Here is a 24,059-nt window from a genome sequence, read left to right as displayed (position 1 = left end):
ATTAACTCAGTGAGTTTAAACGCTTTCTGTCTCTGCTGCTGTGATGCTGGACTGATGATGGGGTTTGCCTGCCAGATATCGCTCGCGAAAAAGCGTGAAATGTTCTGTGAGGCCAACAGCTGCGTGCTCGTCGTCTGCAAGTGCGAGCAATGCTGCTGCGACTTCTGCTGTGCAGTATTGCCCGTCCGCGTGAGCTTCACGGAGTCGGTAAGCCGAGACAATACTCAAATCCACTGAAATGACCGGAAGATTATCCAGATAAGGGCTCTTGCGGAACATCTTACGCGCTTCAGTCCAGGTGCCATCGAGCATGATAAAAAGCGGTGGTTTGCCACTTTTAGGTGGCGTTGTCAGTACTTCTCGCCCAGCGCTTGCGTAAGATGCGGGGAATACGACCATCGGTTGATAGTCTGGTGAACTGACTAAATCGAGCAGTGCCTGTGATGGTTCGGTTCGTGACCACTGAAAAGCTTCGGTATCCGGCAAAATATCTGCAATGAGTCGCCCGGTGTTGCTTGGCTTCATCGGTTCGGTGTCGAACATCACCAGGCAGAAACGGCTACGTGCATTCTGCGGCTGTAGTGTTTCGCACAGGCATTGTTTTAGCGGCAGCAAGCAACGTTGACAACGGCGGATGCGGTTACCACGAGCAAGGAAAGGGCGGGTTGCACGCGCCAGGCGTTCGGCACGAAGACGTAGGACGGCGTTTTCAGTCATCAGATAAACAAGCTTAAAAACGCCATTCTAACGTAGATGAGGCATTCGGGCACAAGAAACGTGCCCGTGAAATTAGGTGTTTTCGTTCAGCCAACTATCAAACGGTGCTTTAGGCATCGCGCCGTTTAGCATGTCGACCATTTCACCTTTTTTGAACACCATAATGGTTGGAATACTGCGGATACGGAAACGTGCGCTAAGTGCAGGTTCTGCTTCTGTATTTACTTTCACAAAACGTACTTTTCCACTGCGTTCTTCCGCCACATCTTCGAAGATTGGCGCAAAGTTCACACATGGCCCACACCACGGAGCCCAGAAATCCACAACTACGGGCAAATCATCTTGCAGCAGTTTATCCAGCGTTTCACTGGTGGCATTAATCACTTCACCATCAAAAAGCTCATGGCCACAACGACCACATTTCGCACCGTCGTCAATACGCTCATCGGGGATGCGATTAATCGCCTGGCAGGCGGCACAAACGGTATTCATAGCTAACCTCTAAAGGATACGTTGTCTGAAAACAGTCAACTCGTCAGTAATGTTTCTTATATGTTAAATATTATCGGCGATTAATAGAGTACCAGCCAAGTGATTTATTCGATGGATATAATAGTTATTGGCTTTTGACCAAAGTTAATGGCTAAGCCGTGCCACATCGGGTAATCTGCGCGCCACGCGCTCAGCCAGGTGGAGAGAAGAATGAACGACGAATTTAAAGGTAAAAGCGGCAAAGTCAAAGTGATGTATGTCCGCGGTGACGATGACAGCGAAAAACGCAGCCAAAACCCGCGCACAGGTAAAGGTGGTGGGCGTCCTGCAGCACCGTCACGGGGTGAGGGCCGTCGTGGTCCACGTCGCGATGATAAGCCTGGCGCCGGGCGTGATCGGAATCGTAGTGATGATCGTGACGATCGCGGTGATAACCCGTGGCGTACGGTTTCACGACCGCCAAGAGAAGAAGTAGTTGAAGCAGGCGAGCAAATGGGTGCCAATGGCAGACCAATTGTTGATCCTGAAGTGATTCGCCGCCAGCGTGCGGAAGAAACTCGTGTTTACGGCGAAAATGCTTGCCAGGCGCTGTTCCTGAGCCGCCCTGATTGCATCGTACGCGCCTGGTTTGTCCAGAGCGTGACTCCGCGTTTCAAAGAAGCATTACGTTGGATGGCAGCAAACCGTAAAGCCTACCATGTGGTAGATGATGCTGAGTTAGTGAAAGCATCAGGTACTGAGCACCACGGTGGCGTTTGCTTCATCATTAAAAAGCGTCGTGGTATCACAGTTGATAGCTGGCTTTCTAAAGCTGGTGAAGAAGATTGTGTACTGGCTCTGGAAAACGTGGCTAACCCGCACAACCTTGGCGGCATTATGCGCAGCTGTGCACACTTCGGTGTGAAAGGTTTGCTGGTGGAAGATGCGGCAATGCTGGAGTCTGGTGCTGCTGTTCGTACTGCTGAAGGCGGTGCGGAGCATGTTGAAGCCATCAGCGGCGAGACTTTCGAAGACGGCCTGGAGCAATTCCGTAAAGCCGGTTATGCGATTGTCACGACATCAAGCCACAAAGGAACTCCGCTTTTCAAAGCTGAGTTGCCGAAGAAAATGGTTCTGGTGTTAGGTCAGGAGCGCGAAGGCGTTTCCGATGCAACCTTCGAAAATGCTGATATGAGCGTGGCGATTACCGGTACTGGTAATGTCGAAAGCCTGAACGTATCAGTAGCAACCGGTGTGTTGCTCTCTGAGTGGTGGCGTCAAAACAAAGCGTGATGCTTTGTTAATGACTGCTTTAAAAAGCCAGCGAAAGCTGGCTTTTTTGTCTCTTTAATCTGGCAATACCGGCGTCCAGTTAATCGCTGGTTGGTTGCGCTCTGTCAGATACTCATTAGTTTTAGAGAAGTGACCGCAGCCCATAAACCCACGATGTGCTGATAAAGGCGAAGGATGGGGGGCTTGTAAAACATGGTGGCGATTGCGATCGATAAAGCTACCTTTCTTCTGCGCGTGCGAACCCCACAGCAAAAAGACCACACCTTCACAGTGTTCGTTGATAAGCGCTATCACTTTATCCGTGAACGTCTCCCAACCTAGTTTCGCATGCGAATGCGCATTGCCTGCTTCAACAGTTAGTACAGTATTGAGCAACAATACGCCCTGGTGCGCCCAGCTTTCCAGATAGCCGTGGTTTGGCCGCGTAAAATCAGCAATATCGGTCTGTAATTCTTTATACATGTTGGCTAATGATGGCGGCACTGCAACACCGGGAAGCACAGAAAAGGCTAGCCCATGCGCCTGTCCTGGGCCATGGTAAGGGTCTTGACCAAGGATCACGACTTTCACATCACCCAGCTCAGTAAACCTGAAAGCGTTGAACACATCTTTCTGAGGCGGATAAACAGTTACACCGGCTGCTCGCCGTTCGGCAACGGTTGCCAGGGTATTTGTGAAATAGGGTTGCTGCTTTTCTTGCGCCAGCACGTCGTGCCACGTGAGGGGGGTAGTCATCTCGCTCTCCTGCGATTAGGAATGATGTTAGCTTAACCACTTCTTTCTACTAAGCAAAATGGTTGAGCGTCTATATGCGCAGGAACCTAAAAAAATTTGAAAATTTACATATTTTTTAATTTGAACGAGATGAGCTAAGTTGATGTAAAACAAATAAATGATATCATAGCCACATTGTAGGCATGGATTTAATTGATTTAAATCAAAGTTTGAAGCGACTTTGGCTAGTATAAAGATCAGTAACGCAACAATGGTTTTACCAATGAGCCAGCTTATGGCCCGAAATAGAATCACAAAATTAGCCCATAGGGAGAAATAAAATGATTACTGGTATCCAAATTACTAAAGCTGCAAATGATTCCCTCCTGAACTCAATCTGGCTGCTGGACAGCGAGAAAGGCGAAGCACGTTGTGTTTGTGCTAAAGCTGACTTTGCAGAAGACGAAGTTGTAGAAGTAAGCAAATTGGGTGAAATCGAATATCGTGAAATCCCAGTGGAAGCAAAACCTGAAGTTCGTGTGGAAGGTGGTCAGCACCTGAACGTGAACGTGCTGCGTCGTGAAACTCTGGAAGATGCTGTTAAGCACCCAGAAAAATACCCACAGCTGACCATCCGTGTGTCTGGTTATGCGGTGCGTTTCAACTCACTGACTGCAGAACAGCAGCGTGACGTGATTGCTCGTACTTTCACTGCTAGCCTGTAATTTCTAAAGTATTTAAAAAGCCGGTGCTCATGCGCCGGCTTTTTTATGGGTTTGGCTTAATAACAGTTATTAAACGGTTAAAAACCTGACTCAGATCGTAAAAAAACCGCCTCAATGGAGACGGTTTTTATATTCACTGACGATTTATTCAGCTGATTCGGTTTTAGCACTGCTAGGTTTTCGGCGCTTACCGACATTCTTTTTATCGCGTAGACGAACTTTCACACGCGGTTTTTCTTTCTCGTCTTTTTTCTTCTCTTCGCGCTTCGCGAGCACTTTCTTCGACGGCTTACCAGTGAGTTTCTCACTTGGTGCGCGGGTCGTTGGGCGCAGCTCTTCGATAATGCGCGCTTTCATTGGTTCTTTCATGTAACGCGTGACTTTGCCCAGCAGCAAATGGTCATGCGCTTCAACCAGAGAAATTGCGGTACCTTTGAGACCCGCGCGGCCTGTACGCCCGATACGGTGCAGGTAAGTGTCAGCAGTACGCGGCATATCGAAGTTGAACACGTGGCTCACTTCTGGAATATCGATACCACGAGCGGCAACATCGGTCGCAATCAACACGCTCACACGGCCATCAGTCAAACGCTTGATAGCTTCGGTACGCTTCATCTGCACCATTTCGCCTTCGAGGTAGCAGGTGTTGATTCCCGCTTCACGAAGCCATGCAACCAGTTCATGCACACGGTCGCGTTTACGGACAAACACGATTGAACGTGTAGTGTCTGGCTGCTTAAGCAAATGCACCAGCATTGCCGTTTTATGCTCAACGTTGTCTGCGCGGTAATACCACTGGTGGATTTTCTTGCGCTCGCGAGTTGAGGAGGTTGCAGAAACTTCTACCGGATCTTCTAACAAACGCTCTGCGAAGTTCTTGATCGCGTCGCCTTCAAGCGTTGCGGAGAACAACATGGTTTGTTTGCGCCAGCGTGTTTCAGCAGCAATGGTTTCGATATCCTGCGCAAAGCCCAGATCCAACATGCGATCGGCTTCATCAAGAATCAGTGTCTCTACCGCACGGCAATCAAAGTTTTCTTCTTTGATGTATTGCAGTAGACGACCCGTCGTTGCAACAACAATATCCTGGTTCTCGCTGAACACTTCCGCGTGGTTCATATAAGCCACGCCACCGGTGATGGTTGCGATATCAAGATGAGTATGTTTTGCCAGTTCACGAGCGTGATCGGCCACTTGCATTGCAAGTTCACGCGTTGGCGTGACGATCAAAATACGTGGTGGGCCAGATTTCTTACGCGGGAAATCGACCAAATGCTGTAACACAGGCAGCAAATAAGCGGCTGTTTTACCGGTACCGGTTGGCGCGGAACCGAGGACATCACGCCCTTCAAGTGCAGGTGGAATGGCGGCAGCCTGAATAGCTGTCGGGCGGGTAAAGCCCTTGTCCTGGAGCGCGAGTAACAAACTCTCGTCAAGTTCCAGTTCGGAAAAAGTGGTTACAGTCATGGTCTTCCTCTATGTAGGGCGCCGATTATAGACGTTATGGCTGCGATCTTCATCTGTTTGTGTGGGTAACTGACGCTTTTCCTGGCAGCGAGTTTCCCCTATGCTACACCCGTTTCTCTATAGGGTAGCTAAGATGTGCAGTCAAAAAGCAGTATTGCGTCGTGATGGATTCACCTTTAAACAGTTCTTTGTCGCGCACGATCGATGCGCCATGAAAGTCGGTACAGATGGCACACTGCTTGGCGCCTGGGTGCCTGTTGCAAACGTGACTAGCGTGCTGGACATCGGTACAGGTAGTGGTTTGTTGGCGCTGATGCTCGCGCAACGCACACCTGATAATGTCACGATCGATGCTGTGGAGCTTGATCCTGTTGCCGCTGAGCAAGCTGCGGAAAATGCCAAAGGTTGCCAGTGGGCCTCGCGCATAACTGTGCATTGTGCAGATATCCGCGAATGGGCTGAGCAGGCGACACAGCGCTATTCGCTGATTGTCAGTAACCCGCCATTCTTTGAACAGGGCAGCAATTGTGCATCGGCAGAACGAGCACAGGCGCGCTACACCACGACATTGGATCATAGCGCGTTGTTAAACAGCGCAACGCAGTTAATTACGGAAGACGGTTTTTTCTGTGTGATCATGCCTGAAACGGCGGGAACGGCGTTTACTGAACTGGCTAAAAAGCAGGGATGGCATGTTCGTTATCGTACCGACGTTGCTGATAACGAAACGCGCTTGCCGCATCGTGTCATGCTGGCGCTGTCACCGACAGACGGTGAATATTATACCGATCGATTAACGATTCGTGGGCCAGACCAGCAATATTCAGAAGGCTACTGCAGCCTGACCCAGGATTTCTATTTATTTATGTAGAGTGGCGAGAGAATGCTTGGCCCTGAGTTTTCGGCTAAATCCGGGTAGTCCAGCGTGTAGTGCAGACCCCGGCTTTCTTTCCGCATCATGGCGCAGCGCACAATCAACTCAGCAACCTGCACCAGGTTGCGCAGTTCCAGCAAATTGTTCGAGACACGGAAGTTGGCGTAGTACTCGTCGATTTCTTGCTGCAACATGGTGATACGGCGCAATGCGCGTTCCAGACGACGCGTTGAGCGCACAATACCGACGTAATCCCACATAAACAGACGAAGTTCATGCCAGTTGTGCTGGATAACAACTTGTTCATCCGGATTATCTACACGGCTGTCATCCCAGTCAGGTAAAGAGCGGGAAATGCGCGCATAAGGCATGCGCTTCAGTATATCTTCCGCTGCAGACCAGCCATAAACCAGGCATTCGAGCAATGAGTTTGATGCCATACGGTTTGCGCCATGCAAGCCGGTATATGTCACTTCGCCTATAGCATAAAGCCCGTCAACATCAGTGCGGCCATTCTCATCTACCATTACGCCACCGCAGGTATAATGCGCAGCGGGTACTACCGGCACGGGTTCTTTGGTGAGATCGATACCCAGGCCCATCAGTTTTTCATAGATAGTTGGGAAATGGTGGCGCACAAACTCTTCCGGCTTGTGGCTGATATCCAGGTACATGCAATCTGCACCCAGGCGTTTCATTTCATGATCGATGGCGCGTGCCACGATATCTCGCGGTGCCAGTTCGCCACGCTCGTCAAAATCAGGCATAAAGCGAGTGCCATCCGGGCGCTTGAGATAGGCACCTTCACCGCGCAATGCTTCGGTCAGCAGGAAGTTGCGCGCTTGCGGGTGGAACAGAGCGGTAGGGTGAAACTGATTGAATTCTAGGTTTGCTACACGGCAACCCGCTCGCCAGGCCATGGCTATACCGTCACCTGAAGAGATGTCCGGGTTTGTGGTGTACTGATAAACCTTTGATGCGCCACCGGTGGCAAGGACCACAGCTTTCGCCCGACAAGTTTCTACTTTTTCGCGGTTACGGTTCCAAATCCAGGCACCGACAACACGGCGCGTGCCCGGCAGGCCGATTTTGTCCGAGACAATAAGATCGACAGCATTACTGCGTTCAATAACGCGAATATTAGGATGGCTCAGCGCTTTACCGACCAGCGTGGTTTCAACTTCTTTACCTGTGGCATCAGCTGCGTGAAGAATTCGGCGATGGCTGTGCCCACCTTCACGAGTCAAATGGTAGCTTTCCGCACCATTTGCGTGGACCTCTGTGTCAAACAGCACGCCCTGGTCGATTAGCCATTGCACACAGTGGCGTGCATTACTGGCGACAAACTCCACCGCGTCACGATCACAAATTCCAGCACCTGCGATGAGAGTATCTTCTACATGTGAATCAATACTGTCCGTTTCATCGAACACAGCAGCGATTCCACCCTGAGCATATAAAGTTGAGCCTTCATTGATTGGGCCCTTACTCAGAACAATAACTTTACTGTTTTCGGCAAGCCGTAAAGCAAGAGAGAGGCCAGCAGCTCCGCTACCGACGATTAATACATCACAAGCTAGTTCGGAATTTGCATTCATCGTGTTTAATTTACTAAACAAAGGTTGGGCCAGCATATCACCCGATGTGGGCTCTAACACGATTTTTTTAATCCAGTGTTATATGAACTAAACAAAAGAGCTGAAGATCTCAGTTTCATCTGAATTATGTGCTGAATAAGCCATATTTGTTACAGGTCCGATGTTAGTGGCAGATTTTCTGATGAAAAATCATGATTCATGCGATACTCTGCAAGCAGTTTAGCGATCGCCTTTTAGGATAAAAAAGGTGTCACGGTTTGTGCCACGAAACTTATAATCAAGAAGAGATAATTCGTGGAACAGATCAGGAAAACAAAGGCGTAACGGAACTTTGCTCAAATCGAGCGCTCCAACCGTGAACTTGCTCAGATATGCAGAGTTCGGGTGGCTTTTCAATTACGCGTGGAAATAGGTTTGGGGAGACATTACCTCGGATGAGCGAGCAGTTAACGGATCAAGTCCTCGTCGAACGGGTCCAGAAGGGAGATCAGAAGTCATTCAATTTACTGGTAATTCGTTATCAGCATAAAGTGGCGAGTCTGGTTTCCCGCTATGTACCTTCAGGAGATGTTCCTGATGTGGTGCAGGAGTCTTTCATTAAAGCTTATCGTGCGCTGGATTCATTCCGTGGCGATAGCGCGTTTTATACATGGTTGTACCGTATAGCGGTCAACACGGCAAAAAATTATCTTGTTGCTCAGGGACGCCGTCCTCCATCAAGTGATGTGGACGCAATTGATGCGGAAAACTACGAAAGTGGCAGCGCATTGAAAGAAATATCGAACCCTGAGAACTTAATGTTGTCTGAAGAACTGAGACAAATAGTTTTCCGTACTATTGAGTCACTCCCGGAAGATTTACGCATGGCAATTACGTTGCGGGAGTTGGATGGTTTGAGCTATGAAGAAATAGCCGTCATCATGGATTGCCCAGTAGGGACTGTACGTTCTCGTATTTTCCGTGCACGGGAAGCTATTGATAATAAAGTTCAACCGCTAATCAGGCGTTGACGATAGCGGGTTACTGGAAGGGTAATTAGGCATGCAGAAAGAACAGCTTTCCGCTTTAATGGATGGGGAAACTCTGGATAGCGAACTGCTCGGTACTTTGTCGAAGGACAAAACATTGCAGAACAGCTGGGAGAGCTACCACCTAATCCGCGATACTATGCGCGGCGATACCAGTGAATTACTTCATTTTGATATTGCAGCCAATGTCATGGCCGCGATTGAAAATGAGCCAGTGCGTAATGTCACGCCACTCATTACTGAACAGCAGCCCGAACCTCAGCAATGGCAGAAAATGTCATTCTGGAATAAGGTTCGTCCGTGGGCAAGCCAACTCACCCAAATGGGCGTTGCAGCGTGCGTATCGCTTGCGGTAATCGTCGGGGTGCAGCACTATAATGGTCAGTCTGACAACCCTGCTCAGCCCGAGGCTCCGGTGTTTAACACCTTGCCGATGATGGGTAAAGCGAGTCCGGTAAGTTTGGGTGTGCCGTCTGACAGCACAGCCAGCACAGGTCAGCAGCAGGTACAGGAACAGCGTCGACGTATCAATGCCATGTTGCAAGATTACGAATTGCAGCGTCGTTTACACGCCGAGCAACTCCAGTTTGAACAGGCACAAACCCAGCAAGCTGCGGTACAAGTGCCAGGAAACCAAACTTTAGGAACTCAATCGCAGTAATGAAGCAACTTTGGTATGCCCTGTCTCTTATGACAAGCAGCCTGTTGTTCACCTCAAATGCCTCGGCGGACACTGTTTCGTCCGGGGCATTGTTGCAGCAGATGAACCAGGCAAGTCAGTCACTCAATTATGAGTTGGCATTTATCAGCATTAATAAGCAGGGGATAGAGTCTTTACGCTATCGACATGCAAGGCTTGATAATCGTCCGCTTGCTCAATTGCTTCAGATGGATGGCCCACGTCGTGAGGTTGTCCAGCGTGGCAGTGAAATCAGCTATTTTGAACCAGGACTTGAGCCGTTTACGCTCACTGGGGATTACATCGTTGATTCGCTCCCATCAATCGTCTACACCGATTTCAAACGTCTCACCCCTTATTACGACTTCATCTCTGTTGGACGTACACGTATAGCCGATCGCCTGTGTGAAGTCATTCGTGTTGTGGCACGAGACGGTACACGTTACAGCTATATGGTTTGGATGGACTCTGAAACCAAATTACCACTGCGTGTTGATTTGCTGGATCGTGATGGCGAAACGTTGGAACAATTCCGCGTTATTTCTTTCAACGTTAGCAAAGAAGCAAATACCATGATGCAAAGTCTGGCAAAGGCAAATTTACCGCCATTGCTGTCGGTTCCAGGTGCTGAGAAAGTCAATTTCTCCTGGGCACCGACCTGGTTGCCACAAGGTTTTAGCGAGGTATCCAGCAGCCGTCGTCCATTGCCAACTGTTGACGTCCCGATTGAATCACGTCTCTATTCTGATGGCTTGTTTAGCTTCTCAGTAAACATTAGCCGCGCTGTAAGTAATAGTACCGATCAGCTATTACGCACGGGTCGCCGTACGGTCAGTTCTGAGGTTCGTGACAAAACTGAGATCACCATTGTGGGTGAATTACCTCCGCAAACAGCAAAACGTATTGCTGACAGTATCAAATTCAAGGCTGCGCAATGATCAAAGAGTGGGCAACAGTTGTCTCCTGGCAAAAAGGTGAAGCATTGCTGAGCTGTGATGTAAAAGCGTCATGCAGCAGCTGTGCTTCACGCGCTGGCTGCGGTAGTCGCATACTCAATAAGCTTGGCCCGCAAACCAATCACACCTTATCAGTTGCGTGTGATACGCCGCTGGTGGCCGGTCAAAAAGTCGAATTGGGCATTGCGGAAGGTAGCCTGATTGGTTCTGCCTTACTGGTTTACATGTCACCGTTGGTCGGTTTATTTCTGGTTTCAGCTCTCTTCCAGGCCCTGTTTGGGACAAACCTTGCAGCGATTTGTGGTGCGTTGCTGGGTGGGGTTGGCGGTTTTCTTATCGCTCGCGGCTTCTCTTTGAAACTCAGTCGTCGTGAAACCTGGCAGCCTGTTATTTTAAGCGTTGCTCTGCCGCCTGATGCACTGAGAGTCGAAACGGTTACTTCTGCGGACAATCGGTGAAGCCTCTTCTACCCACGATCTATTTGACACACATTCCACCGGCTTTTCATCACTCAGCTACGCTTGCATGATGACCTGTTTCCTCGCTTTCTCGTTGTAGTGTAGAATGCGGCGTTTCAGGCAAAAGACAGCCATTGACATCATGCTCTGTACAGCGCATTGCGCCGAGCTTTCCCGGATTTGTAAGGCATAAAACCTCTAACTATGAAGAATATACGTAACTTTTCTATTATTGCCCACATCGACCACGGCAAATCGACGCTGTCTGACCGTATTATCCAAATTTGCGGCGGCTTGTCCGACCGTGAAATGGAAGCCCAGGTTCTTGACTCCATGGATCTGGAGCGTGAACGTGGTATTACCATCAAAGCGCAAAGCGTTACGCTGGATTACAAAGCATCTGATGGTGAAACTTACCACCTGAATTTCATCGACACCCCAGGCCACGTTGACTTCTCTTATGAAGTATCCCGCTCTCTTGCAGCCTGTGAAGGTGCATTGCTGGTGGTGGATGCCGGGCAGGGTGTAGAAGCTCAGACACTGGCAAACTGCTACACCGCGATGGAAATGGATCTGGAAGTGGTTCCAGTTCTAAACAAAATTGACCTGCCAGCAGCTGATCCAGAACGTGCTGCGCAAGAAATTGAAGACATCGTCGGCATCGACGCCGCCGATGCTGTGCGCTGCTCGGCAAAAACTGGTTTTGGTGTGACGGATGTTCTTGAACGCCTGGTGCGTGATATCCCAGGCCCTGAAGGTGATCCGGAAGCGCCATTGCAGGCACTGATCATTGACTCATGGTTCGATAACTATCTTGGCGTTGTTTCTCTGGTGCGTATCAAAAACGGTACCATGAGAAAAGGCGACAAAATCAAAGTAATGAGCACCGGCCAGGTTTATAACGCTGACCGTCTGGGAATTTTCACACCGAAACGTGTTGATCGTGATGTTCTGGGCTGTGGTGAAGTTGGCTGGTTGGTTTGTGCAATCAAAGACATTCTCGGCGCACCGGTCGGCGATACCCTGACCCTTTCGCGTAACCCGGCAGATAAAGCGCTGCCAGGCTTTAAAAAAGTGAAGCCGCAGGTTTATGCAGGTCTGTTCCCGGTTAGCTCAGACGATTACGAAAACTTCCGTGATGCGCTTGGCAAGCTTAGCCTGAACGATGCTTCCCTGTTCTATGAACCAGAAAGCTCCACTGCGTTGGGCTTTGGTTTCCGCTGTGGCTTCCTGGGTCTGCTGCACATGGAAATCATTCAGGAGCGTCTGGAGCGTGAATACGATCTTGATCTGATTACCACTGCACCTACCGTAGTTTACGAAGTCGAAACCACGACCGGCGAAACTATCTATGTTGATAGCCCATCTAAACTGCCAGCACTGAATAACATCGCAGAGCTGCGCGAGCCAATTGCAGAATGTCATATGCTGATGCCGCAGGAATATCTGGGCAGCGTTATCACTCTGTGTATCGAAAAACGCGGTGTGCAGACCAACATGGTTTACCACGGTAACCAGGTTGCATTGACTTACGAAATTCCAATGGCTGAAGTGGTTCTCGACTTCTTCGACCGTCTGAAATCAACATCCCGCGGCTATGCTTCTCTGGATTACAACTTCAAACGCTTCCAGACTTCTGACATGGTGCGTGTTGATGTACTGATTAACGGCGATCGTGTGGATGCCCTGGCATTGATCACGCACCGTGGTAACTCGCAGTTCCGTGGCCGTCAGTTGGTTGAGAAGATGCAAGAGCTGATCCCACGCCAGCAATTTGATATTGCGATTCAGGCGGCTATTGGCGCACATATCATCGCGCGTTCTACTGTTAAACAGTTGCGTAAAAACGTATTGGCAAAATGCTACGGCGGTGACGTCAGCCGTAAGAAAAAGCTGTTGCAGAAACAGAAAGACGGTAAGAAGCGTATGAAGCAAGTCGGTAACGTCGAATTGCCTCAGGAAGCGTTCCTCGCCATTCTGCACGTCGGCAAAGACAGCAAATAAATTAAGGAGTTGGCATGGCGAATATGTTTGCGCTAATCCTCGTGATAGCGACGCTGGTAACAGGCCTTTTATGGTGTATTGATAAATTTATCTTTGCGCCAAAGCGTCATGAAAAACAGGCGGCAGCGCAAGCTGCCACTGGTGATGCACTTGATAGCAAAACGCTAAAAAAAGTCGCACCTAAGCCAGGTTGGTTAGAAACGGGGGCATCCGTATTCCCGGTGCTCGCTATTGTCTTGATCGTACGTTCATTTATTTATGAGCCATTCCAGATTCCATCAGGATCAATGATGCCAACGTTATTAATTGGCGACTTTATCCTGGTGGAGAAATTTGCTTACGGTATTAAAGATCCGATTTACCAGAAAACGCTCATAGAAACGGGTCACCCAAAACGCGGTGATATTGTGGTGTTCAAATATCCACAAGATCCACGTCTGGATTACATCAAGCGTGCCGTTGGTTTACCGGGCGATCGCGTCAGTTACGATCCAGTGGCAAAAGAAGTCACTATTCAGCCAAATTGCAGTTCAGGTCAGGCATGTGATAACGCTCTGCCAATTACCTACAGCAATGTAGAGCCAAGTGATTTTGTGCAGACTTTTGCGCGTCGTAATGGCAGTGAAGCTAATTCTGGTTTCTTCCAGTTGCCGCTGAACCAGACTAAAGAAGACGGGATTCGCCTGTCTGAGCGCAAAGAAACACTGGGTGATGTAACTCACCGTATTTTAACTGTGCCAATCGCTCAAGACCAACTGGGTATGTATTACCAGCAACCGGGCCAGCAACTTGCTACGTGGATTGTGCCACCGGGCCATTATTTCATGATGGGTGATAACCGCGATAACAGCGCTGATAGCCGTTATTGGGGCTTTGTTCCTGAGGCAAATCTGGTAGGTAAAGCAACCACTATCTGGATGAGTTTTGAGAAACAAGAGGGTGAATGGCCAACGGGTGTTCGCTTAAGTCGTATTGGCGGAATTCATTGATCAATTAAATCCATTCAGATAACGACTTTCTATGTCGTTATCTATAGAATATCCCCCCGTATTAAGGTTGGCTCCCATAAGGGAGCCACGGCAAACGAAACAGCGTTGGTTCTCTTTTTCAGGTCTGTTCCGTGTGCTGAATAATTGACGCATTCATTAATTGGTATCGCATGAACCCCATCGTAATTAATAGGCTGCAGCGTAAGCTGGGCTACACTTTTGTACATCAGGATCTGTTGCAGCAGGCATTAACGCATCGCAGTGCCAGCAGCAAGCACAATGAGCGTCTGGAATTTCTGGGTGACTCCATTCTTAGCTACGTTATTGCAAACGCGCTTTACCATCGTTTCCCTCGTGTAGACGAAGGTGATATGAGTCGTATGCGTGCAACGCTTGTTCGTGGAAATACACTGGCAGAAATTGCCCGTGAATTTGAATTAGGCGAATGTCTGCGCCTTGGGCCGGGTGAGTTGAAAAGTGGTGGTTTCCGCCGCGAATCTATTCTGGCCGATACCGTCGAAGCCTTAATTGGTGGTGTTTTCCTCGACAGCGATATCCAGAATGTTGAGCGTTTAATTCTTTCCTGGTATCAATCTCGTCTGGATGAAATTAGCCCAGGCGATAAGCAAAAAGACCCTAAGACGCGTCTGCAAGAATATTTGCAGGGTCGCCACTTGCCACTGCCAGCTTATTTGGTCGTACAGGTTCGTGGTGAAGCGCACGATCAGGAATTTACCATTCACTGTCAGGTGAGTGGCCTGCCTGAGCCAGTCGTTGGTACTGGTTCAAGCCGCCGTAAAGCGGAACAGGCTGCAGCTGAGCAGGCGCTTATCAAGCTGGAGCTGGAATAATGAGCGAAGAACAAACCTTTTGCGGATTCGTGGCCATCGTTGGTCGCCCGAATGTCGGCAAATCCACGCTGCTAAACCAGTTGCTTGGGCAAAAAATCTCTATCACTTCCCGTAAAGCGCAGACCACGCGTCACCGCATTATGGGCATCCATACTGAAGGCCCGTATCAGGCGATTTACGTCGATACCCCGGGGCTGCATATGGAAGAAAAGCGCGCCATCAACCGCCTGATGAACAAAGCTGCCAGCAGCTCCATCGGTGACGTTGAACTGGTTATCTTCGTGGTTGAAGGCACTAAGTGGACCGCCGACGATGAGATGGTGCTCAACAAACTGCGTGACGCGCGCGCGCCGGTAATTCTTGCGGTGAACAAAGTCGATAACGTTCAGGACAAAGGTATTCTGTTGCCGCACCTGCAATTCCTCGGCAGCCAGATGAACTTCCTTGATATCGTGCCTATTTCTGCGGAACACGGTATGAACGTAGACACCATTGCAAGCATTGTTCGCAAGCGTCTACCAGAAGCAATTCATCACTTCCCGGAAGAATACATCACTGACCGTTCACAGCGTTTCATGGCGTCTGAGATCATCCGTGAAAAACTGATGCGTTTCCTGGGCGCGGAACTGCCATATTCCGTTACTGTTGAAATTGAACAGTTTGTAGAGAATGCTCGTGGTGGTTTCGACATCAATGGCCTGATTCTGGTTGAACGTGAAGGCCAGAAGAAGATGGTTATTGGCAATAAAGGCGCCAAAATCAAAACCATCGGTATCGAAGCGCGTAAAGACATGGAAGAGATGTTTGAAGCCAAAATCCACCTTGAACTGTGGGTTAAGGTGAAATCCGGTTGGGCAGACGACGAGCGCGCGCTGCGTAGCCTGGGTTATACCGACGATCTGAAATAAGAAAATGGAAGGCTGGCAACGGGCTTTTGTCCTGCATAGTCGCCCCTGGAGCGAAACCAGCCTTCTACTTGATCTTTTTTCTGAAGAGTCCGGGCGCGTTCGTTTAATTGCGAAAGGAGCTCGTTCTCGCCGCTCTAATCTCAAAGGGACTTTACAACCCTTTACCCCCTTGCTGGTTCGCTGGGGCGGGCGCGGAGAAGTTAAAACACTCCGTAGCGCCGAAGCTGTCTCGCTTGCACTTCCCCTAAGTGGCATCACGCTTTACAGCGGCCTGTACGTCAACGAGCTGATTTCACGCGTGCTGGAAGACGAAACCCGTTTCTCCGAATTATTCTTCGATTATCTCCACTGTATTCAGGCTCTCGCTGGAACGAGCGGTTCACCCGAACCCGCTTTACGCCGTTTTGAATTAGCTCTGCTTGGGCATCTGGGTTATGGCGTGGATTTTTTGCATTGCGCAGGAAGCGGCGAAGAAGTCAGCGATACCATGACCTATCGATACCGTGAAGAAAAAGGCTTTATCGCAAGCCTTGTTGTCGATCAATACAGCTTCACCGGACATGAATTAAGAGCGCTTGCTAACCGTGAGTTTCCTGACGTCGCCACGTTGCGCGCTGCTAAACGTTTTACGCGTATGGCATTAAAACCCTATCTTGGCGGCAAGCCTCTTAAAAGCCGCGAATTGTTCCGCCAGTTTGTGCCCAAAATTCGACCACTCAAATCACCTCAAGACCCGCAATAACGCAAGGCCCGTAGCCACGCTTTCCTTACCCGGTGTAAACTGCCTCAACTAAAACCGTTCTGACCTCGAGGATTGTCATGGCTGAATTACTGTTAGGCGTCAATATCGATCACATCGCAACTTTACGTAATGCGCGCGGTACGGCATACCCAGACCCAGTACAAGCAGCATTTATCTGTGAACAAGCTGGTGCTGATGGCATTACGGTTCACTTGCGTGAAGATCGCCGCCATATCACCGACCGTGATGTTCGTATCCTGCGTCAGACTCTTGATACACGCATGAACCTTGAAATGGCTGTAACCGAAGAGATGATTGGTATTGCTTGCGAAACCAAACCTCATTTCTGCTGCCTGGTGCCGGAAAAACGCCAGGAAGTGACCACTGAAGGTGGTCTGGATGTTGCTGGTCAGCTGGATAAAATGCGTGATGCCTGCAAACGCCTGGCTGATGCCGGTATTCTGGTTTCCCTGTTTATTGATGCTGACCACGCGCAAATTGATGCGGCTGTCGCTGTTGGTGCGCCATATATCGAAATTCATACTGGTTGCTACGCAGATGCCGAAGACGAAGCGACTCAGGCAAAAGAGTTGGCTCGTATCGCCGAAGCAGCAACATACGCCGCCGGAAAAGGCCTGAAAGTGAATGCGGGGCACGGTTTGACTTATCACAATGTGAAAGCCATTGCTCGCCTTCCAGAAATGCATGAGCTGAACATTGGTCACGCGATTATTGGCCGTGCGGTGATGAGTGGCCTGAAAGAGGCAGTGGCAGAAATGAAACGCCTGATGCAGGAAGCGCGTAGCTAATGGCGATTCTTGGCCTGGGCACCGATATTGTGGAGATTGCGCGTATTGAAGGCGTTATCTCGCGTTCGGGAGACCGACTGGCAAAGCGTGTACTCAGTGCCAACGAATGGCTGCAATATCAGGCGCACCAGCAACCGGTGCGCTTTTTGGCTAAACGTTTTGCAGTAAAAGAAGCGGCGGCGAAGGCGTTTGGAACGGGTATTCGCAACGGCCTGGCGTTTAACCAGTTTGAAGTGTTTAACGATCCGTTGGGTAAACCGCAATTACGTTTTTGGGAAGAGGCCGAGCGAGTCGCGCAAAAATTAGGTGTGCGTTCAGTGCATGTGACGCTTGCTGATGAGCGCCACTATGCTTGCGCAACAGTCATTATTGAGAGCTAAAGCTTGTCGGCGTGATGCAACTGGACAAACTTATCCCACAGTTGCTCTTCGTTCTCAATGCGAGCCGGATCTTTGATGATGGTATTCGGGATCGGGCAGACTTTCTGGCAGGTTGGCGTTTCGTAATGCCCAACGCACTCGGTACAACGATCGGCGTTGATCTCATAAATACTATCGCCCATGGAAATGGCCTCGTTCGGGCACTCCGGCTCGCACATATCGCAGTTGATACATTTTTTAGTGATAAGTAGCGCCATGGGAAGATCTCGATAACATCAGAAACTGGGCGGGCATTATACGCCCAATCCCCGATCAAACCAGTTTTTTTACCAGTGCTTCACTGTGCCGAATACGCTTCGGTGCGTGCTCCAAATCCCTCTGTACCAGCGCCATAAACAGTAAATCGGTTAACATCATCTGCGCGCTGGTGGAGGATATTGCTGCACTGCGTGTCGCCTGCTCTTCGGCGATGGTGTACAGACACAGCGTCGCGCGCTGCTGTAAAGCATTTGGCGTAAAGCCTGTGATGGCGAGGATCTTCGCGCCGGTGCGCAGGGTTTCATCTGCCGCGAGGTTTATCTCACGCCGTTCACCAGAATAAGAAATCGCCAGTAATACATCGTCACTGCTTGAGGCTTGTGCCGTCGCAAGTAGCGCATGCATGTCTTGCTCTGCCACTGCATTAATCCCGATTTTCATCAGCTTCCAGGCAAAGTTTTTGGCAACCAGCCCTGATGCACCGATGCCAACCAGCAGCACGCGTCGCGCATCGCGCAGCATATTCACGCTCGCCAGTAGCTTTTCTTCGCTGTTGACATCAAGTGTTGCGTGCATCGCTGCCATATTATCTTTGATCAGTTTCTCGCCCACCAGCCGCAGCGGATCGTCTCCAAGAATAAGATTATGTACCGCGACTGATTGTGGTTGCTGGCCGCTGGCCATCGCTTCACTGATAGCAAGTTTGAGGGCAGGGAAGCCTTTGAACCCCAGTTTTTGGGAGAACTTCACCACGCTTGACTGGCTCACACCGGCTTCAGTAGCAAGCTGCTGAGAACTTAAATGGCGGGCGTAGTCGGGCTTTTCGAGCAGAAAGTCGGCCAGTTTACGGTCACTCTGTGCAAGCGTTGAGTAGCGGCTTCGGATACGCAGTAAACAGTTCATGTCCTCTCCAGTCTGCCGGGTCAATAATGTGAGCCGCTCCATAATAACGTAAATTACGCTCGCCTGAATGAATTTTATATTCCATTATGTGGAAACTGTAAGGAATTAAATATTCAAAGGTGCATGATGAATCTCGGCTCACTCGTTTCTGAAACTCGTAATCCACAAACAATGGATCTCGATTGCCTCTCAACACTCGAAATGGTTGAGCGTTTTAATCAACAAGACGCTCTGGTGGCGGGGGCAGTTGAAAAAACATTGCCGGAAGTTGCCCTTGCCGTCGATGCCGCAAGTGAATCACTCAAGGCGGGCGGGCGTTTGATTTATATGGGCGCGGGAACCAGCGGGCGCCTTGGGGTTCTGGATGCCTCCGAATGTCCACCAACGTTTGGTGTTCCGCACGGTTTGGTCATTGGCTTAATTGCGGGTGGTCCAGGGGCATTGCTGAAAGCCGTCGAAGGTGCCGAAGATAACCAGCAGTTGGGTGAAGACGATCTGAAAGCATTAGACCTGACGTTTAACGATATGGTGGTTGGGCTTGCAGCGTCCGGCCGCACGCCCTATGTGATTGGCGGCCTGCGTTATGCGCGTAACCTTGGTTGCCGTACTGCCGCCATTTCCTGTAACCCGGGTTCCGCTATTGCGCTGGAAGCTGAAATTGCTATTTCTCCGGTCGTCGGCCCGGAAGCGTTGACCGGTTCTACTCGTCTGAAATCGGGCACTGCGCAGAAGCTCGTATTGAATATGATTTCCACTGGCGCGATGGTCAAATTAGGGAAGGTTTACCAGAACCTGATGGTGGATATGAAAGCCACCAATATCAAGCTGGTGGACCGCGCCTGCCGTATTGTTGTTGAGGCTACTGGTGCTGCTCGTATCGATGCCGAAAACGCACTCAAACAAACTGATTATGAAGTAAAACCCGCCATTCTTATGATACTCACCGGCGTGGATGCTCAAACCGCGCAAGTGCGCCTGGCTGATAGCCACGGTTATCTCCGCTCCGCCTTAAAATAAAGGTACTGAATCATGGATAAGACAGCGGCTCTGGCCAGTGAGATTTTGCTTGGCATCGGTGGGCAGGCAAACATCGCCCGTCTCGAAAACTGCATGACCCGCGTGCGGGTAGAAGTGAATGACGATGACCTGCTGGATATTGCTGGTCTGAAAAAACTGCCAGGTGTCAGCGGTTATGTGAAACAGGGCCAGCAGCATCAGCTGATTGTCGGGCCAGGGCGTGCCGCACAAGTAGTGGATGCCATGCGCGAGCTGCTGCAAAGCAGCGGGCAGGTCATCACAGCAGAAGATGATATTGCGCAGAATAAGGCTCAAGCCAAAGCGCGTTACCAGGCGCCGATGAGCGAAGCGCTGCGTAAACTGGCTAATGTCTTTATTCCATTGATTCCAGCTTTTATTGCATCGGGTCTGATTACTGGAATTATCAACATTCTGAAGCGCCCGGATATTGTTGGCGACATGGCCACCCAGTACCCGAACATTCTCGGCTTACTCGCCATCTTCGGTAGCGCCGTGTTTGCTATCATGAATATTCTGGTGGGCGTCAACGCGGCCAAAGTATTCGGCGGTTCGATGGCGATGGGTGGCGTGATGGCGGGGATACTTTCCAGCCCGCAACTCGCGCAAATCCATCTGTTTGGTGAAAACCTCCAGCCTGGCCGCGGCGGCGTTATCGCCGTGTTGCTGGTGGTAGCGTTGATGTGCTGGATTGAAAAACGCTTACGCAAGTTGTTGCCCGGTTCAATTGAGCTGATCCTCAACCCGCTCCTGACGACTTTGATTACCGCTTCGATTGCTATTGTTGCTTTGCAACCGTTGGGTGGCCTGATTTCTGATGCGATTGCTCACGGCGCCACAATGGCAATCGACAAAGGTGGTCTGGTGGTTGGCGCGGTGCTTTCCGGCGCATTCTTGCCATTGGTGCTTTCGGGTTTGCATCAGGGGCTGGTGCCGATTCACGTTGAGCTTATCCAGACTCACGGGCAGAACGCCTTACTGCCAATTCTGGCGATGGCTGGGGTTGGGCAAGTTGGCGCTGCGCTTGCGGTCTACATGAAAACCCGCAATCAGCGGCTGAAAAAACTTATCAAAGGGGCATTGCCAGTCGGGCTGCTCGGTATTGGTGAACCGCTGATTTTCGGGGTGACTTTGCCGCTTGGTAAACCGTTTATTGGCGCGTGTTTGGGTGGTGCGGTTGGCGGGGCATTAATTAGCTACTGGAAAGTGGCGACGGTTATTACATTTGGCATTTCAGGTTTACCACTGGCATTAACCATTGTTACCGGAAAAGTGATGCTCTATCTGTTAGGCTTTCTGATAGCGGTTATCGCAGGGTTCTTATTTACGTGGTTTATGGGCTTTAACGATCCAGAGGAGTAACGTTTGACAACTCAGAGTGAGCGTCGGGTAGTATTTTTCGATTTAGATGGCACGCTTCATCAGCAGGATATGTTTGGCAGCTTCTTGCGCTTCCTGCTGCGTCATCAGCCTCTCAATCTGTTACTTGTCATTCCGCTTTTGCCGGTGATAGGTGGCGCGTTGCTGATTAAAGGACGTGCTGCTCGCTGGCCAATGAGCCTGTTACTGTGGGGGGCGACCTTTGGTCATAGCGAAACGCGCCTCAAGCAGTTGGAAGCAAACTTCGTCACCTGGTTCCGTGGGCAAGTTACAGCTTTTCCTGTTGTGCAGCAGCGTCTTACCGATTACCTGACAAGCTCAGATGCTGATGTCTGGCTGATTACTGGCTCACCGCAACCGCTGGTGCAGCAGGTGTATTTCGATACTCCCTGGTTACCGAAAGTGAAGCTGATTGCCAGCCAAATCAAGCGTTCCCACGGTGGGTGGGTGCTCACATTACGTTGCCTTGGGCATGAAAAAGTCTCACAGCTGGAACAGCAAATCGGCACACCTTTGCAACTCTACAGCGGTTACAGCGACAGCAACCAGGATAACCCTCTGCTCTATTTTTGCCAGCACCGCTGGCGGGTAACGCCGCAAGGTCAGTTACAGCAGCTCGAATAATTCCGTCTGGCATAACGACTGTGTATAATGCGCGCCCGAATATAGGCCGGAGAATCCCTTGTCAGAAAGCGAATTTAACCACGAACACTGGATGCGCCATGCGCTGACCCTTGCCCGCCGTGCGTGGGAAGAAGGTGAAGTTCCGGTCGGTGCAGTGCTGGTCCATAACAACCAGGTGATTGGTGAAGGTTGGAACCGCTCTATCGGGCGACACGATCCGACTGCCCATGCTGAAATTATGGCGTTGCGTCAGGGCGGTTTGGTGCTGCAGAACTACCGTCTGTTGGAAACAACACTGTATGTCACCCTCGAACCGTGCGTTATGTGTGCAGGTGCGATGGTGCATGGACGTATCGGAAACCTGGTGTTTGGTGCGCGTGATGCTAAGACCGGAGCAATTGGATCTCTGATGGACGTGGTAGGGCACCCTGGTATGAATCACCAGGTTATGGTGACTGAGGGCGTACTGGCAGAAGAGTGCTCGGCAATGTTAAGTGATTTTTTTCGAGTCCGCCGTCTGGAGAAAAAGGCCCTAAAGGAAAAGGCCCGTAGCTCGGAGTAGCTAGTTCTACAGGAGCTACTGCCGGGTAAGCTTCGGCATATTTTTCTTCTTGCGCTACCTGTTTCTCTTTTTCAAGCAAATATCCCGCAAGGCTAATGTGATACTTACGGATATTTTCTACATAGGCGTACGCCTCATGACCACGGGCGTAGCCATAAGTCGTTTTGCTGTAATACTGTTTTTGGCTCAGTAGCGGCAGCCGAGTTTTGACATCCGCCCAACTGTCCGGGTTACCTTTCTGCTTCGCCGTAAGCTGACGGGCATCAAGCATATGGGCATACCCCATGTTATATGCCGTCAGAGCAAACCAAATACGCTCCTCCTCTGGCACGCTATCGGGCACTTTTGACATCATATCTTTCAGATAACGACTCCCACCTTCAATGCTTTGCTCTGGGTCTAAGCGGTCAGTAACACCGAGACTTTGCGCGGTATTTTTGGTCAGCATCATGAGCCCGCGCACGCCAGTTGGTGAGGTGGCCTGATCATCCCAGTGCGATTCCTGATACGAAATCGCCGCCAGCAAACGCCAGTCTATTTCAGTGGCATATTTTTCGAATAACGGCTGAAGCGTTGGTAGCACGGTATCAACCGCTTTTAGGAAGGTACGTGTATCTACGTAGTCAAAATCCCCAACGTGACCGAGATATTTCTCTTCAAGACGCGCAAAGGTGCCATCGCTATTAAGGCGGTTATAGAAATCGAGTAGCGCCGCGGAAAGGCTATCATCATTATCTAACGCGCTAAACCAGGTGACCGGCTGCTCGTCGGTCACATCCAGAGCGACAGCAAGCTGTGGATGGACGCGTTGGAAGGTGCTGATGGCAACAGAGTCCGCAATGGTAAAGGCAATCTCTCCATCAACCACTTTTTGCATCAGTTCAGTGCTGCTGTGTTGTTCATCGACTCGCCAGCTTAAATCCGGGAATTTTTCTGCTTTCAGCTTGTTCAAAGCATTAAGTGAAGTTACGCCAGGCGACAGTACCAGTTGGTTATCTTTGACACCTGCCAGCGTTTTGGGGCGTGGGCTGCCGATGCGATAAACCATCTGCTGAGAAACTGAATAGTATGCTGGTCCAGCTTGATAACGCTGACCGCGTTGCGCGTTATAGACCAGTCCTGCCGCAATCACATCGGCATCGTTATTGTCAATGTCATCAAACAGTTCCTGGATATTCGGACGAACGGTGACTTCCAGCTTTACGCCAAGGTAGTCAGCAAACTGCTGAGCCAACTCGTAATCGAGGCCTATTTTTTTGCCTTGATAAAGGGTGTAGGTCAGCGGTGACTCAATAGTACTGACGCGTAAAACCCCCCGCGATTGAATAGCGGCGATACGGTTTTCGGCTTGTCCGAACCAGGGTATGGAGGGCCAGAGCGCCACTGCCAGCAACACGGTTACGGCACCGATGAGCAGATAATTAATCTTAAATCTTTTCAAATAGTTAATCTTCTGCGGTGCGTCGAGTCTTCGCTAACAACAGGCTTCAAAAGTTGAGGTTATACAAAAAGGTGTGGCGCATTTTGCTTAACAAAACGCCACCGCGCAACTTATTCAACATTTCTGGCTGAATTTTAAGCAATGAAAAGTAATCCACTTATTTCTACGCAAACGGTTTCGTCGCGGCGGCGGA

The 24,059-nt window shown here is 50.1% G+C and carries 26 protein-coding genes and 1 pseudogene; 19 read left to right on the top strand and 8 right to left on the bottom strand.

Going from position 1 to position 24,059, the window contains the following annotated elements; genetic code table 11:
- Nucleotides 1-15: 15 nt before the first annotated feature.
- Nucleotides 16-717, bottom strand: coding sequence for a tRNA-uridine aminocarboxypropyltransferase (locus tag LVQ76_RS18455; protein ID WP_232905097.1), 702 nt, complete (start codon nt 715-717; stop codon nt 16-18).
- A gap of 72 nt (nt 718-789) precedes the next feature.
- Nucleotides 790-1,209 carry a thioredoxin TrxC gene (trxC, locus tag LVQ76_RS18450; protein ID WP_232922222.1) on the bottom strand — a complete coding sequence of 140 codons (420 nt, stop codon included), beginning with the start codon at nt 1,207-1,209 and terminating at the stop codon, nt 790-792.
- A 210-nt stretch (nt 1,210-1,419) separates the two neighbouring features.
- Between trxC and LVQ76_RS18445 the strand changes: the two genes are divergently transcribed.
- The gene (locus LVQ76_RS18445; RefSeq protein ID WP_064513145.1) at nt 1,420-2,481 is read left to right on the top strand and encodes a tRNA/rRNA methyltransferase; all 1,062 of its coding nucleotides are present in this window, start codon (nt 1,420-1,422) and stop codon (nt 2,479-2,481) included.
- A 54-nt stretch (nt 2,482-2,535) separates the two neighbouring features.
- On the opposite strand, the gene ung is transcribed toward LVQ76_RS18445, so the two are convergent.
- Nucleotides 2,536-3,216 (bottom strand): uracil-DNA glycosylase, encoded by a 681-nt coding sequence (ung, locus tag LVQ76_RS18440; protein ID WP_232866050.1) that lies wholly within the window; start codon nt 3,214-3,216, stop codon nt 2,536-2,538.
- Nucleotides 3,217-3,536: 320 nt separating this feature from the next.
- On the opposite strand from ung, the gene grcA reads away from it, so the two are divergent.
- A complete protein-coding gene (gene grcA / locus LVQ76_RS18435) occupies nt 3,537-3,920 on the top strand; it encodes an autonomous glycyl radical cofactor GrcA (protein WP_232866052.1) in 384 nt (127 codons plus the stop codon).
- Between the two features lie 144 nt (nt 3,921-4,064).
- Here the strand turns inward: grcA and srmB are convergent, their stop codons facing one another.
- On the bottom strand, nt 4,065-5,387 hold the full coding sequence (srmB, locus tag LVQ76_RS18430; protein ID WP_151995830.1) for an ATP-dependent RNA helicase SrmB: 1,323 nt from the start codon (nt 5,385-5,387) through the stop codon (nt 4,065-4,067).
- Between the two features lie 133 nt (nt 5,388-5,520).
- Between srmB and trmN the strand changes: the two genes are divergently transcribed.
- Nucleotides 5,521-6,258, top strand: a complete 738-nt coding sequence (trmN, locus tag LVQ76_RS18425) for a tRNA(1)(Val) (adenine(37)-N(6))-methyltransferase TrmN (RefSeq protein WP_232922221.1) — start codon at nt 5,521-5,523, stop codon at nt 6,256-6,258.
- Here trmN and nadB read toward each other — a convergent pair.
- Nucleotides 6,243-7,859, bottom strand: coding sequence for an L-aspartate oxidase (nadB, locus tag LVQ76_RS18420; RefSeq protein ID WP_232922220.1), 1,617 nt, complete (start codon nt 7,857-7,859; stop codon nt 6,243-6,245). The genes trmN and nadB overlap by 16 nt on opposite strands.
- Before the next feature lie 322 nt (nt 7,860-8,181).
- Here nadB and rseD point away from each other — a divergent pair.
- The 12 genes and pseudogenes from rseD to acpS all read left to right on the top strand — a co-directional run.
- Nucleotides 8,182-8,271: pseudogene (gene rseD, locus LVQ76_RS22490) on the top strand (rpoE leader peptide RseD); the annotation flags it as partial.
- A gap of 22 nt (nt 8,272-8,293) precedes the next feature.
- The gene (gene rpoE / locus LVQ76_RS18415; RefSeq protein WP_034459318.1) at nt 8,294-8,869 is read left to right on the top strand and encodes an RNA polymerase sigma factor RpoE; all 576 of its coding nucleotides are present in this window, start codon (nt 8,294-8,296) and stop codon (nt 8,867-8,869) included.
- A gap of 31 nt (nt 8,870-8,900) precedes the next feature.
- Nucleotides 8,901-9,548 carry an anti-sigma-E factor RseA gene (gene rseA / locus LVQ76_RS18410; protein ID WP_064513130.1) on the top strand — a complete coding sequence of 216 codons (648 nt, stop codon included), beginning with the start codon at nt 8,901-8,903 and terminating at the stop codon, nt 9,546-9,548.
- Nucleotides 9,548-10,504 carry a sigma-E factor regulatory protein RseB gene (gene rseB / locus LVQ76_RS18405; protein ID WP_232866057.1) on the top strand — a complete coding sequence of 319 codons (957 nt, stop codon included), beginning with the start codon at nt 9,548-9,550 and terminating at the stop codon, nt 10,502-10,504. The genes rseA and rseB overlap by 1 nt, the downstream gene beginning before the upstream one ends.
- The gene (gene rseC / locus LVQ76_RS18400) at nt 10,501-10,980 is read left to right on the top strand and encodes a SoxR-reducing system protein RseC (protein ID WP_232866059.1); all 480 of its coding nucleotides are present in this window, start codon (nt 10,501-10,503) and stop codon (nt 10,978-10,980) included. The genes rseB and rseC overlap by 4 nt, the downstream gene beginning before the upstream one ends.
- A 204-nt stretch (nt 10,981-11,184) precedes the next feature.
- Nucleotides 11,185-12,984, top strand: coding sequence for a translation elongation factor 4 (gene lepA / locus LVQ76_RS18395; RefSeq protein ID WP_064513124.1), 1,800 nt, complete (start codon nt 11,185-11,187; stop codon nt 12,982-12,984).
- 14 nt (nt 12,985-12,998) lie between these two features.
- Nucleotides 12,999-13,973, top strand: coding sequence for a signal peptidase I (gene lepB, locus LVQ76_RS18390; protein ID WP_034459309.1), 975 nt, complete (start codon nt 12,999-13,001; stop codon nt 13,971-13,973).
- A 170-nt stretch (nt 13,974-14,143) separates the two neighbouring features.
- Nucleotides 14,144-14,824 (top strand): ribonuclease III, encoded by a 681-nt coding sequence (gene rnc, locus LVQ76_RS18385; protein ID WP_232922219.1) that lies wholly within the window; start codon nt 14,144-14,146, stop codon nt 14,822-14,824.
- Nucleotides 14,824-15,732 carry a GTPase Era gene (gene era / locus LVQ76_RS18380; protein ID WP_064513120.1) on the top strand — a complete coding sequence of 303 codons (909 nt, stop codon included), beginning with the start codon at nt 14,824-14,826 and terminating at the stop codon, nt 15,730-15,732. The genes rnc and era overlap by 1 nt, the downstream gene beginning before the upstream one ends.
- Nucleotides 15,733-15,736: 4 nt before the next feature.
- Nucleotides 15,737-16,474, top strand: a complete 738-nt coding sequence (gene recO, locus LVQ76_RS18375) for a DNA repair protein RecO (RefSeq protein WP_232922218.1) — start codon at nt 15,737-15,739, stop codon at nt 16,472-16,474.
- Between the two features lie 77 nt (nt 16,475-16,551).
- The gene (gene pdxJ / locus LVQ76_RS18370; RefSeq protein ID WP_064513118.1) at nt 16,552-17,283 is read left to right on the top strand and encodes a pyridoxine 5'-phosphate synthase; all 732 of its coding nucleotides are present in this window, start codon (nt 16,552-16,554) and stop codon (nt 17,281-17,283) included.
- A complete protein-coding gene (acpS, locus tag LVQ76_RS18365; RefSeq protein WP_120065337.1) occupies nt 17,283-17,663 on the top strand; it encodes a holo-ACP synthase in 381 nt (126 codons plus the stop codon). The genes pdxJ and acpS overlap by 1 nt, the downstream gene beginning before the upstream one ends.
- On the opposite strand, the gene LVQ76_RS18360 is transcribed toward acpS, so the two are convergent.
- Entirely contained in the window at nt 17,660-17,920 is a 261-nt protein-coding gene (locus LVQ76_RS18360; RefSeq protein WP_064513115.1) for a YfhL family 4Fe-4S dicluster ferredoxin, read from the bottom strand. The two genes, acpS and LVQ76_RS18360, sit on opposite strands and share 4 nt — an antisense overlap.
- A 55-nt stretch (nt 17,921-17,975) precedes the next feature.
- Nucleotides 17,976-18,824, bottom strand: coding sequence for a MurR/RpiR family transcriptional regulator (locus LVQ76_RS18355; RefSeq protein ID WP_232866061.1), 849 nt, complete (start codon nt 18,822-18,824; stop codon nt 17,976-17,978).
- Between the two features lie 126 nt (nt 18,825-18,950).
- Between LVQ76_RS18355 and murQ the strand changes: the two genes are divergently transcribed.
- From murQ to tadA, 4 genes are read left to right on the top strand one after another with little or no spacing between them, the layout of a single operon-like run.
- Nucleotides 18,951-19,841: an N-acetylmuramic acid 6-phosphate etherase gene (gene murQ / locus LVQ76_RS18350; RefSeq protein WP_232922217.1), complete on the top strand. Its 891-nt coding sequence runs from the start codon at nt 18,951-18,953 to the stop codon at nt 19,839-19,841.
- Between the two features lie 12 nt (nt 19,842-19,853).
- Nucleotides 19,854-21,221, top strand: a complete 1,368-nt coding sequence (locus tag LVQ76_RS18345) for a PTS transporter subunit EIIC (protein WP_232866062.1) — start codon at nt 19,854-19,856, stop codon at nt 21,219-21,221.
- A 3-nt stretch (nt 21,222-21,224) separates the two neighbouring features.
- Complete coding sequence (gene yfhb, locus LVQ76_RS18340) at nt 21,225-21,863, top strand: phosphatidylglycerophosphatase C (RefSeq protein WP_034459281.1); 639 nt, start codon at nt 21,225-21,227, stop codon at nt 21,861-21,863.
- 58 nt (nt 21,864-21,921) lie between these two features.
- On the top strand, nt 21,922-22,425 hold the full coding sequence (gene tadA / locus LVQ76_RS18335; protein ID WP_232922216.1) for a tRNA adenosine(34) deaminase TadA: 504 nt from the start codon (nt 21,922-21,924) through the stop codon (nt 22,423-22,425).
- On the opposite strand, the gene mltF is transcribed toward tadA, so the two are convergent.
- Nucleotides 22,310-23,866 (bottom strand): membrane-bound lytic murein transglycosylase MltF, encoded by a 1,557-nt coding sequence (gene mltF, locus LVQ76_RS18330; protein ID WP_232866064.1) that lies wholly within the window; start codon nt 23,864-23,866, stop codon nt 22,310-22,312. The two genes, tadA and mltF, sit on opposite strands and share 116 nt — an antisense overlap.
- Nucleotides 23,867-24,059 lie beyond the last annotated feature (193 nt).

The sequence above is a fragment of the Buttiauxella cochleicola genome (assembly GCF_021283185.1).
In the GTDB taxonomy this organism is placed as follows: Bacteria; Pseudomonadota; Gammaproteobacteria; order Enterobacterales; family Enterobacteriaceae; genus Buttiauxella; species Buttiauxella massiliensis.
The sequence above is the reverse complement of the archived record's forward strand: the minus strand, read 5'-3'. Positions and strand labels throughout refer to the sequence as shown.